15 protein-coding genes are annotated in these 15,223 nt (G+C 40.9%); 6 read left to right on the forward strand and 9 right to left on the reverse strand.

Annotation, left to right across the window (positions count from 1 at the left end; genetic code table 11):
• Positions 1–11: 11 nt before the first annotated feature.
• Positions 12–701 (reverse strand): ImmA/IrrE family metallo-endopeptidase, encoded by a 690-nt coding sequence (locus V7K53_RS10535; RefSeq protein WP_335197451.1) that lies wholly within the window; start codon positions 699–701, stop codon positions 12–14.
• Positions 702–723: 22 nt separating this feature from the next.
• Complete coding sequence (locus V7K53_RS10540; protein WP_335197452.1) at positions 724–1,809, reverse strand: helix-turn-helix domain-containing protein; 1,086 nt, start codon at positions 1,807–1,809, stop codon at positions 724–726.
• Positions 1,810–2,164: 355 nt separating this feature from the next.
• Here V7K53_RS10540 and V7K53_RS10545 point away from each other — a divergent pair, with 355 nt between their 5' ends.
• The 4 genes from V7K53_RS10545 to V7K53_RS10560 all read left to right on the forward strand — a co-directional run bounded on the left by V7K53_RS10545 (position 2,165) and on the right by V7K53_RS10560 (position 6,086).
• A complete protein-coding gene (locus V7K53_RS10545) occupies positions 2,165–2,368 on the forward strand; it encodes a hypothetical protein (RefSeq protein WP_335197453.1) in 204 nt (67 codons plus the stop codon).
• Positions 2,369–2,405: 37 nt separating this feature from the next.
• A complete protein-coding gene (locus V7K53_RS10550) occupies positions 2,406–3,227 on the forward strand; it encodes a PD-(D/E)XK nuclease family protein (protein ID WP_335197454.1) in 822 nt (273 codons plus the stop codon).
• A complete protein-coding gene (locus V7K53_RS10555; RefSeq protein WP_335197455.1) occupies positions 3,224–5,491 on the forward strand; it encodes a Piwi domain-containing protein in 2,268 nt (755 codons plus the stop codon). Before V7K53_RS10550 ends, V7K53_RS10555 begins: the two co-directional genes overlap by 4 nt.
• 139 nt (positions 5,492–5,630) lie before the next feature.
• Entirely contained in the window at positions 5,631–6,086 is a 456-nt protein-coding gene (locus V7K53_RS10560; RefSeq protein WP_335197456.1) for a nuclear transport factor 2 family protein, read from the forward strand.
• 105 nt (positions 6,087–6,191) lie between these two features.
• Here the strand turns inward: V7K53_RS10560 and V7K53_RS10565 are convergent, their stop codons facing one another.
• From V7K53_RS10565 to V7K53_RS10580, 4 genes are all read right to left on the reverse strand, one after another.
• A complete protein-coding gene (locus V7K53_RS10565; RefSeq protein WP_335197457.1) occupies positions 6,192–6,377 on the reverse strand; it encodes a hypothetical protein in 186 nt (61 codons plus the stop codon).
• 126 nt (positions 6,378–6,503) lie between these two features.
• Positions 6,504–7,196: a hypothetical protein gene (locus V7K53_RS10570; protein ID WP_335197458.1), complete on the reverse strand. Its 693-nt coding sequence runs from the start codon at positions 7,194–7,196 to the stop codon at positions 6,504–6,506.
• Positions 7,197–7,514: 318 nt separating this feature from the next.
• Entirely contained in the window at positions 7,515–8,477 is a 963-nt protein-coding gene (locus V7K53_RS10575; protein WP_335197460.1) for an orange carotenoid protein N-terminal domain-containing protein, read from the reverse strand.
• 441 nt (positions 8,478–8,918) lie between these two features.
• Positions 8,919–9,056 (reverse strand): hypothetical protein, encoded by a 138-nt coding sequence (locus V7K53_RS10580; RefSeq protein WP_335197462.1) that lies wholly within the window; start codon positions 9,054–9,056, stop codon positions 8,919–8,921.
• 185 nt (positions 9,057–9,241) lie between these two features.
• On the opposite strand from V7K53_RS10580, the gene V7K53_RS10585 reads away from it, so the two are divergent.
• On the forward strand, positions 9,242–9,454 hold the full coding sequence (locus tag V7K53_RS10585) for a chlorophyll a/b-binding protein (RefSeq protein WP_335197463.1): 213 nt from the start codon (positions 9,242–9,244) through the stop codon (positions 9,452–9,454).
• A gap of 69 nt (positions 9,455–9,523) precedes the next feature.
• Positions 9,524–9,763 carry a hypothetical protein gene (locus V7K53_RS10590; RefSeq protein WP_335197465.1) on the forward strand — a complete coding sequence of 80 codons (240 nt, stop codon included), beginning with the start codon at positions 9,524–9,526 and terminating at the stop codon, positions 9,761–9,763.
• A gap of 477 nt (positions 9,764–10,240) precedes the next feature.
• Here V7K53_RS10590 and V7K53_RS10595 read toward each other — a convergent pair whose 3' ends face one another.
• The 3 genes from V7K53_RS10595 to V7K53_RS10605 all read right to left on the reverse strand — a co-directional run bounded on the left by V7K53_RS10595 (position 10,241) and on the right by V7K53_RS10605 (position 14,820).
• On the reverse strand, positions 10,241–11,866 hold the full coding sequence (locus V7K53_RS10595) for an anthranilate synthase component I family protein (RefSeq protein ID WP_335197466.1): 1,626 nt from the start codon (positions 11,864–11,866) through the stop codon (positions 10,241–10,243).
• 334 nt (positions 11,867–12,200) lie between these two features.
• Positions 12,201–12,623: a photosystem I reaction center subunit II PsaD gene (locus V7K53_RS10600; protein ID WP_335197467.1), complete on the reverse strand. Its 423-nt coding sequence runs from the start codon at positions 12,621–12,623 to the stop codon at positions 12,201–12,203.
• A 187-nt stretch (positions 12,624–12,810) separates the two neighbouring features.
• The gene (locus V7K53_RS10605; RefSeq protein ID WP_335197468.1) at positions 12,811–14,820 is read right to left on the reverse strand and encodes a DICT sensory domain-containing protein; all 2,010 of its coding nucleotides are present in this window, start codon (positions 14,818–14,820) and stop codon (positions 12,811–12,813) included.
• Between the last annotated feature and the right edge of the window lie 403 nt (positions 14,821–15,223).

A 15,223-nucleotide genomic window follows, 5' to 3' on the forward strand; every position in this document is an offset into this window, starting at 1 on the left:
TCGCACTTTACCTAATTAAATAAATTTGTCTGCCCATTGGGTGCAGCTTTACCCGGATATATTTGCTTGGAACCCTTGGGAATAAAAATCCAGCCAAGGTCTTGTAAGCGGTTAATTAAATTAGATATTGTGACACCAAGCTCTTCTTTCATTGCATAAAGATGTTTCCAATTAGTTAAATTACGTCCTCTTTGTTTAGCTTCCAAAATTTCTCTAGGCATTAACAGGCAACTAGCAAAATACTGAGCTTGCCATTCAATTTTATCCAAATGACTTTGAGTTATATTTGGATTAGTTTTAACGCCTGTAGTGCGACACAAATAAAGCTTAGTAGCATCTTTCATTCCTAGATTTAATTCTAGTTGCTCTGTCAGTCCATCAGCTTCATTTTGATTGACATGAAGTATCCAGTGTCCAATTTCATGAGCAATTGTAGATTGCTCAAATCCTCCAGTTAGCTCTGAAATACATTCATTGAGTACAATCTTTCTTTTCAATGGCAGAATCTTAGCTACTATCGACCCCTGCTCATCAGGAGGAATTCTTTCCCAACTCACCATAATTCCCAAAGCGTCAGCAGCACAACTAGCCTCAAAAGGCCATTTTGGTGGAAAATTTTCTAACTCCATAATTTTGAAAACTTCATAAGCTTTCTGCTCTATTTCTTCTTTAGAATAGAATTTATACCTGAAAAGGTTCATTATAACTCCTCACTTTTTTTACTCATAACCACCACTTTCTCTCTTGACATTCTGGTTCTAAGTTGCCTGGATAGATTTGCTTAGAACCTTTGGGAATATAAATCCACCCAATATCTTGCAACCGATTGATGAGATTAGATATTGTTACACCAAGCTCTTCTTTCATTGCATAAAGATGTTTCCAATTAGTTAAATCACGCCCTTTAGTTATGTCTTGCAGTACATGACGAGGCATTAGCAGGCAGCTGGCAAAATACTGGGCTTGCCATTCAATTTTATCAAGCTGACTACTGGCAGTATACTTATCAAGTGGTTCACTAGCGCTACGACATAAAAATGAATGATTAGTTTCTTTAATGCCAGCATTGATATCTATTTGTTCAGATAAAATTTCACTTTTGTTTTGGTTAACATGAAGTAACCAATGTCCTATTTCGTGAGCAATTGTCGATTCTGTAAAAGCTCCTAGAACTTCTGGAATATCATCATTTATCAAAATTGTACGTTCTAAAGGTAAAATCATAGCTATGATCAATCCCCGATCATCGGGAGATATTTGTGCATAACAAATACTCAGATTCAAAAAGTCACATACCCTAGTAGTATCCATAGATAATTTAAGGGCATATTGAGATGAAATTTGCATACGACTTAGAAGATCATTCGCTATGTTTTCAATCTCATCTTTAGAATAGAAGCGATTTTGAAGCTTTGCTACCTTATCTCTGAGTTCAGCATTTTCTTTTTGTAGTCTTGCAATTTGCTCATCTCGTGCTTTTACCAATGAATCAAGACCCGAACTTTCGCGCACTCGACGGAATAAAGCTGGCATTTCCTTGTAGTTCGCCTTAACCAATTCTTCAAAAGCATCCGAGTCACGTTGAGTCATACGTCCAGCTAGGTAAATCAGCTCCTCTGCATTTAAACTGAGATGTTCTGCTATGGAGCGGATCACCTTCTCGCTTGGCTCAACGTGGTCGTTTTCTAGTTTAGACAAATAGGTGTAATCCACACCTACCTTTACCGCAAGCTCACGCTGACTCAATCCCTTTTTTCTACGAGCTTGCCAAATACACCTGCCAAAACTCTGACTCTCTTGTTTATCCATAATTACATTCAACTGCCTAACGCATTTCCTGAAGCATACATAATAATAAACCTTGTATCGGTTTGAGTCACAGTAGGCTATAAGCCTTATTTTACAAAGCTTTTCAGGAGTCGGTGGGCTATAAGTTACCCAAAATTTTTAGCCTTTGAATCACTCATAGATAGATAATACCAGTGTTGAAAATAAAATTCAACGTTTATTTTACATAGTTTAAATAGTTGACAAAGTTTGTGCATGTTGCATAATATAGTTCAATACTGAACAACTGATATCTTGCCTTGTTGAAATTATATGGCAATTCAGGCGGCTGTACTGATGTTCGTTGAGTTATATTTCGTTACACAAGAGCACAAGTATGAATAAACAATCGTTGAACCCTGAACAATTGTGTTTTTCCGTCGGTAGACCCCTAGTGGTTCTGCTTGAGGAAGTGCAAAAATCAAGCCGCAATCCACAACTAAGAAAGGCTGCGGAACAGATGCTAGAAGGCTTACATACCTTGGAAATCGCCACCGAGATTGATGTATATACAGCAATCTACGAAATCCTGACTAAGTAAATTTTTTTTCTCTGCTAAATTCTGGAACTTGACATCAATGAGCCAAAATTGGCTACCATTTGCCAGTTACAACCTATGGTTGCAGTATTCTCCACCCATAGGGAAAGAACACTTACACTGTGACATGAAACGAGGTTTTACAAAAGCGCGATCGCGAGAACCTGCGGTTGCAGCAATCTTGGCAAGTGATAGCACTCCTCAGCGAATTGGATTACTAGCACAAAAGGGAGTTTATGAGTTTCATGAAAACTCCCCGATGTTACATCAGGAAGACGCTGTAGAACAAATGATAGAGATTCTGGAATTGCGGAAAGAGTCAGATTTAGTTCAGCAGCGAGTACTTCAGATACTGACAAACTACCAGCAAAATCCAATTCTTGCTGAGAAGAAAATTATTCAACTTAGTCGAGGTGATGAGGGTTTTCCAGAACCAATTTTGATTCAGCAGGGTAATCAGTCTTTTAACTTCTATGCTGCGATTGACTGTATTTTTGCAGAAGAAGATGATACTTTGCACATTTTAGATTTCAAAACTGGCCACTCTGATTTTGATCGGCGACAAGGGTATATTTATCTACTAGCTGCTAGTTACCGATACCCCCAGCAAAAAGCAGTAGCGTCTTTTTATAACTTAGAAAATGGTAAGTGGTCAGAACCTATTAGCGCAACATCTAACACTCTTAAGGCTTTTCAGATAGAACTTGCTCTAATAGCTCAACGACATCAAGAAGATTTGAGACGCTACCGTAAAAATTCTGCTGATTTCAGTCAAATATTTCCCCAAAATCCGGGCATAAGTTGTCGCTACTGTTCGTTTAACTCAATTTGTGAATTTACTATATCAGAGGTTTCTACATGACTGCTGGTGTGCTTCAATCCCCTTTAAAAACTAATATATTCCCAATATTTTTGTCGGAAATATTTTTACTAAATATTCCTCAACCTAACTTAATTTGCTTTCGACTGACTCCCCGAGTCGATACTAAAATAGGTAATCGCTTCAGTTGGCGGTTTAGTCAGAAATTCCCTGATATTATAGTCATTTTTTCAGATGGGAATTTTTGGGTTTTAGCTAAACCCGATCAACCAATGCCAAATTTAGATGAATGGCGAAAAGCTTTAACAGAAATTCAAGACGACTTGAAAAAAGATATTGGCGATCGCACTTATTCAATTCAGTGGGTAAGCCAACCACAAATAACAGCTTCTATATTGGCTCAATTAGCTGTAATGGTCTTGAAAGTTAGACGACCTTTTTCATCTGATACTGTTTGGTCAGAAAATAAGGTGGAAGTCAAACGTGAAGTAGATTTTTGGGCAGAAACGATAGAAATAAAAGATACTTTACATCCTGCGATCGCTTTTACAATTCACAGTTCTTTTGTTTTCAAGGGTGATTTAGCTGAGTTTTACGAAAATCATCCCTATCGACAAGATCCAAATAAGCTTTTGATTGGCTTAAAGGTTAGAGATATTGAAAAAAAAAGTTATGCTACAATTGTGGCTCTTGCAGGAACTTTTGGAGAGCGTAGAGAAGAGCTTTTTCAAAAAGCGACTGGAGCTATTAGTAAACAGAAACTTGAACCGGAAGCAGCACCAGATGAGCAACCTGTAGTAACTATTCAATTTGGTAAAGATAAACAACAATATCCTTATCCAATGGCTGCTTTAATTCCCTGTGTTACAGAAGAAACCGCTGATTTATTTGAAGTAAAGTATAGTGATTTACGAAAGCAAACTAAAATTCCTTATCAAGAACGGCAAAATCGTTTAGCTTCATCCAAACAAGAAGCTACAAATGCTTTAGCTGTCTATGGTTTTCAGTTAGCAACTAAATGTATTAACAACGGGAAGTATCCAGAATTGTTCTTAGTACCTACCTTCAAACTTGAAGACACATTACTTAAATTTGGCAAGAATGTGACCCGAAAGCGAAATGAGGTTTTAAAGGGACTATCTACAGGTGGCGTTTATCGCCGTCACCAAGATTATCAAGATACTTCCAGAAAAATTCGCATTGCAGCGCTTAAAATAGGCGATTTTAAAGTTGATATATCTTTTCTTAAGCAACTCCGACAACGCTTAAAAGACTATGACTTTGAAAGCCTTGAGATTGATGAGGATAGAAGAAAAGCCGTTTCCATCAATGGTTTAAGCAGTGCTGAAGCCAGAGCTAAAGTGGAGAAAGCCCTTGATGATTTAATAGCTATCCCTACTGATATTGTTTTGACTTTTTTACCACAGAGCGATCGCCATACTGATAATAGTGATGATGGAAGCTTATATACTTTTGTTTCTTCAAGGCTACTACGACGTAGTAACCCTGAGATAGTAAGCCAAGTAATCTATGAAGATACTTTGAAAAACCCTAGCAATTATAAAAACATCCTCAATCAAGTAATAGTAGGAATTTTAGCAAAGTTGGGAAATTCGCCTTTTATTCTAGCTGAACCTTTAGGAATTGCTGATTATTTTATCGGCTTGGATATTTCCAGAAAACCCAAAAAGAAAACCGTCGGTAGCAGAAATGTGTGTGCAAGTGTTCGTTTGTACGGTAAACAAGGGGATTTTATTCGTTATAGGTTAGAAGATGTTTCTACAGAAGGTGAAGAAATTGATAAACAAACATTAGAAAGGTTTCTCCCATCTGCTGATATCAGCGAAAAAACTGTACTAATTTACCGTGACGGACGCTTTTGTGGTGATGAAGTTGAATATTTGCAGGAAAGAGCCAAAGCAATTAATTCTAAGTTTATTCTTGTAGAGTGTATTAAGTCTGGTATTCCCAGATTATATAACTATTATCAGTTAGTTGTGAAAGCACCTACACAAGGGTTAGCACTTCGTTTGTCTTCTCGTGAAGTGATTTTGGTAACTACTAAATTACCCTCTGAGAATATGGGCTTACCTTATCCTCTACGTTTGAGAGTACATGAGAAAGGACACCAAGCACCTATTGAAGATGTAATAGAAGCAACGCTAAAACTCACTTTGCTCCATCATGGAGCGTTGAAAGAGCCACGCTTACCCGTTCCACTGTATGGATCTGACCGTATAGCCTATAGGCGGTTACAAGGTATTGTCCCAAATTCGCTGAATGGCGATCGCCAGTTTTGGTTGTAGAATTAACATCAACGCTACAGACATTCTGCATTCAATCAAAACCTGACTTTTCGCAAGTGCGATCGCAATGCAAACAATTTCTGGTTAAATTTTACTAATGCTCTATAAGCTTAATACTTTAGAGGGTAGAAAAATCTAGATGCTTTGGTTATCTAAATGGCTAGTGTTAGGAACTCTATTTGTTAGCTTAACTTTTAGCACACCTTTATTTGCCAGTCATTCTATGAACCAACAAGATATCCAGATATTAATAGAAAAAGCTAAAGATGCATGGATTGCTCAAGATATCGATGCTCTTGCACAATTGTTTACAGTTGATGGAGAACTAATTGTACCTGGTCAATGCTGGCGGGGACAAGAAAGAATTCGAGAAGGGCTTGCCAATTTTAAACAACAGTATTCAGATGTCAAAATAGATATCCAGCGGATTATCATTGGAGCAAATCAGGCAGCAGTAGAATGGTACTACGAAGATATAGAAAAGGCGACAGGTCGTCGTAATAAAGCTGATGACGTAATTGTTGTAGATTTTAAGGGTAGTCAGATTAGTCGTTGGCGTGAATATTTTGACACACAAACGCCAACTAACAAATAGTTACATGAGCCATGAAACTTCAATATCCCTAATTGATTTTGAATTAAGGATATTGGAGTATCAAAAATTAACTTGTAATGTAAAAAACGCAAGACGCCTATCACCTCAGACCGCTCTGACAAAGAATTTAACCTTCCCTAAGTGATAATAAAGTGGAGGAAGCGACAAAAACTCCACACCGTCAAGGATTTTTATTGATTTACACTGTTCAAACATCTGCGATCGCTCTCCTTCGATGTCTGATATTGGGCCACAGCGGCATAACACCCATACAGTGCTGTCTGTTTTCATAAACTAGAATAGCTAACAGTTGGGTGAAAAACTCTCTCTCTCAAGTATAAACACTACCTAGTCAAGAGATATAGCTATATTGTTTATACAAACTTGTCTAAAGTAAGATTTTAATTCTTTATAACTTTAGCTAGTCATTTGACGCCGTTGGGACTGTACTTGGTTAAACTGCTTTTGTTGTAGTGTTAATTGGTTGTAATCACTTGAAGATTGCATATCCCATTGTAATTCTGCTAGTAACAGTAAACTAACGGTCATAATTAGCCCCGTTGAGAGAAACTGCATGACACCGCAGTATGGCAAAACTAAAATTCCCAGCAAATGAATAAACCCCATCAAAATAAATGTGCGTGAACGCATTCCTATCCCGGTGCAAAAGTAGCCGATGGCACTTAATCCTAACCACAGTGGACACAAACGGATCAACACCTCTCCCCATCCCAAAAAAATGCTCAGATCGGTCAAGATTAAACCCATTAAGATTAAAATCGCCCAGCTATAAACAACCCAGCGTAGCTGTTCTACAGTTGCCCAAAACCAAGTTAAACTTACCATGCCAACTGCACCCAATAAGGTAAGCACTGACCACAAAATCGCTTGGCTACTCCAGCTAATGGGTAGAAACTGGGCAGTTACGAAAATTCCAGATGAAATGAGTCCCCAGAGAATAAATGCTTGATCGACGCGAGTATAAAACTTTGAAAAGAGAGTGAAATTTCCAATTTGGTAGTTGAGACAGACTAAACCTTGAATATCTTGAAAATCTAGCTCTTGCTGTTTTTCACGCAGGAGCGGCTCAGAAGAATTGAAAAAAGTCATTGATAATCTATTACTCTTGGTAGATGAATAAATTATTACTCTATCCAAAGATATATTGTTATTTAAATATAAACAAGTAAAGAATAGTTGAGATGCTCTTGAGCGAGAAAGGTTCTAGAAGTCAATACTACTTGTTCTAATTTTGTATATTTTGAGACTTTAAAAACTAAAAGATCCCTGATTGAATAGGTTGTTTTCAATAGCGATCGCAACATTAAGATACCAAAGAAGCCCCTATCAGTTTCTTTTGCTTAAGCGTGGTGAGGTAGCGATTGCTCCTTCACTCATCCACGCTTAAGCAGCAATTAATCTAGCCCTCTATTTACGTACTAGGTTCAGCAGTTCTTTAGGAGAAGCCAACAAGTCAATCGCTACAAAGAAGATTTTGCCTTGGGGATCTAGCAAAAACCGCCATGCAATATTCATACCCACGCTGGCTCCGAACCAAGGGGTTTGGACTCTGCCTGTAACTTTAACTTGGGTATAGCCATCTTCCACTGGCTCAGATACGCCGCGCTCTGGAAGCATCTTCAATCCCTGACATTCTTCACGCATATAAGCGCGAATTGCGTCTTGACCAACAATTGGTCTTTCAAAGGGAGGTTGCAAAGCACCTTCGGAACGAAACAGAGAAACCGCAGCATCAAAGTCATTGGCATTCATGTTGTTGATATAGCCAAGTACCGTAGGATTGTTGACGCCCTCAATGGTGACTTTAGTCCGAAATGCTGGTGCAGTGGGAGGAGCTACCGGCTCTGAGACTTTTTTATAACTACCAGGAGCATTCGGATCGAATCCCATGCTAATTACGGTATTACGTAGGATGGTAATTTGTTGACCTGAATCTGCATTGCGGATGGCTTGTAACACATCGGCAGCTTTAGAAGAAAGCTTGTAACCTGGTGGGATGGGAGCAACGATTCCCTGAGCCATCCATTCTCCTAACTGATACCAAAAGCCCAACTTGATATTCACGGTGAAGGATGCATAAGAACGGCACAGAGGAGTATCAGCACGGTTAGCCAAATCGTACATGACTTGCGTTTGAGCCTCAAAAGGCATCTGCTTAATTTGTTCGAGTAAGCCTTGTGCAAGGATCATGTTAGCTGCCCCAGGAGCCGCAACTGTAATACTTCTGCCCATCTCGGTATAAGCAAACCAAAGTAATGCTAGTTGATCTTCAGCATTGAGCTTAGAGAATGATTCGACGACGGTTGGAACAACGTCAGCAACTAGGGTGCCGGGAAAAATACTTTGAGCCGACTGGATGGTAAAAGACATAGCAGAAATTCCAAAAAGAAAATTACAGTTCTACCGAATGTGAAAAATCAAATGTGCAAAGACCGATGAAAAATGCGTTTAGATGTTAATAAAGGCACTCAGTAGTTTTTGCATCACTAGAAAGCCTGTTGTAGACATAGCTTTAATAAAGGCATAGTGATGCCGTTGCCATTGAGTTTAGATACTTGGCAAAGCACATTGCAGGCTCAACTGCATGGTTATTTAGAAAGCCTTGATTAACAGGGATTTAACGCATTGATGCTGGTTTTGTATCTTTATGTAAAGAAACATAACAAGTTCGTTACAAATAAGCAATACCTTCTCAGTTATATATTGATAAGTTCTAGTTATATTATTAATAATTTTTACTGATGTTTAATTTAATCCAGTTGGTACTTTTGTGTGCATAAAATTTTCATAATCCTTAGCTGCACCTATGCGCTATCGAGCATCATAAGCGTCACAGCTGACTGTCAATATGGTTCGGTTAGGATTTTTTGATGAAAATTTTGGATCGCTAAAGGTGCGATAAATCGCCGTCTCTACAATAATCAGTCTTTCGTCTTGACGGCGATTCATCGCGTCTCTTGCCTTTACCGAACAGTATTGAGCCGACTGTAGACACGCCTAGTTCTCGTACACGTCTGAAATACACTACTCAATTGGTACGGCTGTTACTACTTTTATTTCTATGTCAAGTAGTTGCAAAAAATATTTACAATAGTTAATATTCATTTACAGAGAGCAAGAACAAAGAATCAAAAATGGCAAGTAAAGGCTTTACCATTAACGAACGCAGTCAAATCAACAGATTTGCGATTGAACCCAAGGTTTATGTTGATGAAACTCCGCAGATAGGATTCACCAAATATGCCGAAAAACTCAATGGGCGTTTGGCAATGATTGCTTTTGTTTCACTCATAGTTGTAGAAGTAATCACCGGACACGGTTTGATTGGCTGGCTAACCAGCCTTTAAAGAAGACACTTTGAGATTTCTTAATTTTCTTCACTTGACGAATAAAGCAATTTAGAGGCAAACTTACTTATGAAAACCGATTTTGATTATCCCAAAAAGGATTTGATTGGACCCGTTGTTTTTAGACCTGCTTTCAACAACTTTGAGACTATCAATGCAAATCAAGCCTGGTCATTGTTTTTTACTGCCGGTCAAGATGACAAAGGACTGGGACAAGAAATTGAGTTCGGTAGATTTTTCACTAACCTTTTAATTGCCATTGGAGTAACTGGAATTCTTTGGGCGATTTACTTCAGCCAATTAGGATGAATAAGTTTGTTCATTTCTAGTGTGTAGTAACTTCAATAGAGGTCTTGGATTTGGATACCAGGACTTCTTTTAAATTTTCAATAAGTTTAAAAAACTCTATTTAGCTTTGGAAAAAGTTTGATGTTGATTGGATTTATAAAGCTTCCCAATTTATCGCGATATTGTGGATACGTGGGCTTAGAAGTAGCACAAATCGTTTCCAAACATCTTGCTGTTCAAAGTAAAACCTATGTAATTCAAAATAGAAGGGTATTGGTACATCAACTTTTAAAGTCTGGTCTGGATGCTCATACCGCAGATCGAACTGTTACTGTACTTATATCAAGCCCGGTTTTACAATTAAGCAATAAAAACCAGTGTGCAATTAATTGTATGCGAAAGGAACCATAACAGGTAGAAAAAAGGATTGGTGTTAGGGGAGAGGTGACAGATTACAGGAAATATTTGTCATCTCTAACCTGTGTGCTATTCACTACTTCAACGCAAACAACGAATCGCCTCTAATAGGCCTCTAGCTTTATTCAGCGTCTCTTCGTATTCTTTTTCTGGCTCAGAATCAGCTACCAAACCTGCACCAGCTTGTACGCTGACGGTATTATCATGCACTACCATTGTGCGAATTGCGATCGCAGTATTTAATTGACCTTCAAAATCGTAATACCCATACACACCGGAATAAACACCACGACGACTAGACTCTAACTCGTGGATAATTTCCATCGCCCTAATCTTGGGTGCGCCGCTTACCGTACCTGCTGGGAAGCTAGCCTTCAGTAAATCCCATGCTGTCTTACCAACTGCTAATTTACCCACAACATTGCTAACAATGTGCATTACATGGGAGTAGCGCTCAACCACCATTAACTCATCAACTTTGACGCTACCACTTTGACAAACACGCCCCAAATCATTGCGCCCTAAATCCACAAGCATCACGTGTTCGGCAATTTCCTTGGGGTCTTGGAGTAAATCTTCAGCGAAAGCTGCATCTTCCTTAGTAGTTTTACCTCGCGGACGCGTCCCAGCAATTGGGCGTACTGTCGCTATTACTCCACCATCTGAATCGATTTCGGCTTTCACCATCACTTCAGGACTGGAACCGATGATTTGCCAATCTTGGAAGTTAAAGTAAGCCATGTAAGGCGAAGGATTTATCTGACGTAGCGACCGATAAAGGGCAAAAGGGTCGCCTGTGTATGTTGTTGATAGTCGTTGGGAAATTACTACTTGAAAAATATCGCCCGCTTTAATGTAATCTTTCGCCTTCTCAACGCTGGCACAAAAATCACGGCGGGTAAAATTACTCTTATACTCCTCTGCGCCTCGGTCACTGAGCGACTTGCCCTGAGCGTAGTCGAAGGGAGCCGAAGTGCTGCTCCCCTGCTCCTCGGTCACTGAGCGTTGGTCATTGAGCGTAGCCGAAATGAGCCGAAGCGATGCTCCCCTGCTCCCAGGCGGATTCCATTCCAATCGAGTTTTTTCCGGCGATAGGGGCAAAGATAGCTTTTCGAGCATTTGGCTGACGCGATCGCCAGCTTGTTGATATGCTGCTTTCAAATCTACATTCGGGTCACGTAAATCAGCATAAGCGATCGCCCAAATTTTCCGCTTCACCTGGTCAAAAATCAACAAGTGGTCTACCTGCATCCACAACCCATCAGGTATATTCCGCTCATCTTGTGAATAAATTGGCACACGCGGCTCAATCCACTGAATCAATTCATAGCCCCAAAACCCAAACAAACCGCCAATTCCTGGTGGTAGCTGTGGTAATTTCACTGGGTGATAAGGTGCTAAACATTCGGCTAAAGCTGTAAAAGGATCGCCAGCAAACACCACTTGCGAACCATCGCGGTTTTTTTGAGTCGTGCGATCGCCCCTTGCTTCCAAAACCCACACCGGGTCGCAGCCCACTAAACTATAGCGTCCCAGCTTTTCCCCACCTTCTATCGATTCCAACAAAAAGCTATAAGGCTGACCCGCACAAACTTTATACCAAGCGGATACAGGCGTATCTAAGTCCGCCACCCATTCTTGATATACCGGGACGAAGTTGCCTTGTAGAGCTAGTTGAGAAAATTCGGAGAAATCGGGGAATACCATAAATTGCTTAGGGATGGGGCATAAAGAAGCAGAGGGGCGGGGGGCAGCACTTCTCTACGTTCGCGCAGCGTGTCGCAGACAGACGCTACGCGTAGCTTGCTTCCACGAAGTGGTACGGCTACGCTCAGTGACCAAGGGAGCAGGGGAGCAGAGGAGAAATAATAACTCCTAACTCAGCACTCCTAACTCAGCACTCATGAAGGGTATGGAGCACAATAAGCAGAGGGGCAGAGAGGATAAGGGGCAGAGGGGAAAATTTGCTGTAACTTCCCCCCCTGCTTTTCTGCTCCTCTGCTCCTCTGCTCCTCTGCTCTCCAATCCCCAGTCTTACTCCCTATTCATCATAGGTAGTTTTACCACTAAACTTGATCTGTGATGGGTTGAGATTTTGCCCAATCCTGCGTGGGAGAAAACGCACTTTATCACGACCTTCATTTACTTTTTCGGGGAAGACACCATCAGCTGGGTGAAGTAAGGTAGTTTCTCCGTTGGGTAAAATCCGGTAAACTTTGTAATCTGTGATTTTGAGTTTGCGAAGTTGCTGACCGCCCAAAAAGATGCCATATTCTTTACGAGCTATATACAGCAGGTTTTCACCTTTCCGCATAACAGCAGCACCACCTGTAGGCAATTCAAATACTTGCTCTTTCGGGCTAGTCCAAGTGATAGCGTACTTTTCTTCAACTACTGCTTTGTTTAGCAAGCCACCAGTGCTGCCAGCAAATAGCGGGGTTTGTCCAGAGAGTGTTTCTGCCATAAAGATGATTCTCTCAACGTTTTTAGGGAATCCTAACACCGCAACCACGATCATATTGCGATCGCGTCATAGACTGTAACAGTTTTTAGTCATTTTTCCTTTGTTCTTTGTCATTTGTTAAAAATTAATACCCCATGCTCAATGTCTAATGACTAATGACAAAGGACTAATGACAAAGGACTAATACCTATTTACTCTTGACTTTTGTCCGTTTTTCCTCTTGGCTACTCCGAACAATCGGGATGGTGAAGTGAAACTGACTACCCTGGTCTTTGCCAGTTGACTCTGCCCAAATTTGCCCACCCCAGCCATTAACAATTTGACGGCAAATTGCTAAACCAAGTCCAGTCCCGCCAGTGGTGCGGCGCAGCGCTCCTTCTTCTTGATAGAAGCGGTCAAAAACTACTTCTAAACGATTTGGTTCAATGCCGCGTCCAGTGTCAGCTACAGTCACCTCGACCATTTGACGGGTGTTGTAAATCGCTTTAATTGTGATTTCTCCTTCGGGTGGTGTAAATTTCAAAGCATTGTCCATGAGTTTTGCCAATACTTCGACTAGCCAATCACCATCTGCTCTGACTAAAGGTAGGTTTTCGGCAATTTGAGTCTTGATTTGGGGCGGCTTTTCCATTGAGGAACGCGTGCGATTTCGGCTGAGTGCTAAATCCACACATTCTTGTAAGGTGAGGGATTCTGGATGCCATTCCACCCGGCCGCTTTCCAAGTTGGAAAGTGTAAGAAAATCTTGTACCAGTTTTCGCATCCGCTCTGAGTCGGAAAGAGCTGTGTTGAGCATGACCTGCTGCAACTCCAAGGGCATATCTGGTTCGGTAGCAAGACTTTCCAGGCACACTTGAATTGTGGATAGGGGAGTACGCAGTTCGTGTCCAGTTATGGCTATGAGGTTGCTGCGGGTGCGGTCTAGAGCTTCTAGCTGCTGGTTAAGTTCTTCTAGGTTAGCGTAAGCTTCCGCTTGGATGAGAGCTGCTCCTACTTGGGTAGCGATCGCTTCTACCAAATCCAATTCTCCAGGTTGGCACTCATGGGGTGGCATCCGGCAGTAGTGTAACTCCACAATGCCCAATAATCGCCCTTGATAAAATACTGGTTCCATCAGCCAAGAACGAATGGCAAACTTTTTGGCGATCGTGGAAAGTCCTGGCGATTTGGTAACACGGGGGTCACTCAGCGTATCGCTCACACAAACACCTTCGCCTTGTTCTACGATGTCCCGAAATAGGGAATTTTTCTCTAACTCCCAGGTTTGCCCACAAACAGATAAAACACCGGGATTCAAAAACTCATGTTCAATTATGGCTTGGCTATCGGTAGCTTGAGCGCGGTAAATTAAACAGCGACAAGCTTCTAGGTGTTGTCCTAATTCTTGTGCAGCCACCTGGAGAACTTCGTGAGGATCGAGCGATCGCCGAATGGCAGTACTAATTGAGTTGACTAAGCGTTCTTTTCGTGCTTGGGCAGCAATAGAACGGTAGGCTTTGTGCAATTTGTACTGACTAGCTTGCAAATAAGTTACTAAGCGCTGCACAAAGGGATCTGTATCAATATCACAGGCATACTCGTTTACCTGTTCAGCTCCAGAGTAGTTTCGCGGCTCCCCAATGCCAAACCTCTCACGTGCCTCTTGAATTTTACTTGTCAGTTCTGGTCTGTAAACCAAAACCCTATCTAACAGCAATTCGGCTGCTTTGAGGCTAGCTCCTCTTTCCGATGTCCAAATTCCCTCAAATCTTCGGGCTGTGTCTATATCCAGATTAGGGCTTAGTTCCGGTAGTTGCTTGTTTTTGGCAAGAGAACCAAGGTTTTCTCGGCAAACCAGACAAGTAGCATAATTGTCAGCAATCACGACCAAATGCCACTCCTGACTTAAGCCATCCGTTGACTCAAAAGCCACTTTTTCGTAGTGTTCTGAACTGTTGGCAAAATCCGTTTCTGGAGCAGATAATACATATATTTGATTACTTCGCAAAGCAAGTCGCTGGTAGCGATGAGCTTCTTGGCGGTAGAATCGCTCTCGCTGGAAACTAGCAATTACAAGGGGTTTAGCTAAAGTCGCAGCCAAAACTTGATCTTCCATCGCGTGGGAGAGCGCCGTTAGTGAAGCCTTAAAATATAGCTGGGGCCGCAAGTAGGGTAGGGACTTTAGCAGATCACTCAGCACAGAAGTCGAAATGCTCATGAATTATTGTTAAACGCTCAACCTCGATCAGATCCACGTCACAGCTGCATTGTACAAATTTCAAGGGACTCTCAAGTTAAATAGACAGCTGCAATATGTAAAGAACGCTAAAAAGCGCTTTTCGCCAAAGCAGTCGCAACACTTCGTTACCAACTAAGGGGTGTGGAATTTGATTTGTTGATTGACAATCTATTACGCCCAATATACATTCTCAGGTAAAGTCTTTCAGGAATAAGTATTAAAACATTAATTCTTGTATAGTTTTAACTACTGTATTCGCTAATAACCACGGACGATCGATTTACAGTCCATGCGTCGGCAAAATAACCCGTCGTAGACATCGCCTACTTTGCCGACGTTGATTTCTGCTCGCTAAATAAATTTTCTTAGCCACAAATCATGA

The organism is Nostoc sp., assembly GCF_036917355.1.
In the GTDB taxonomy this organism is placed as follows: domain Bacteria; phylum Cyanobacteriota; class Cyanobacteriia; order Cyanobacteriales; family Nostocaceae; genus Nostoc.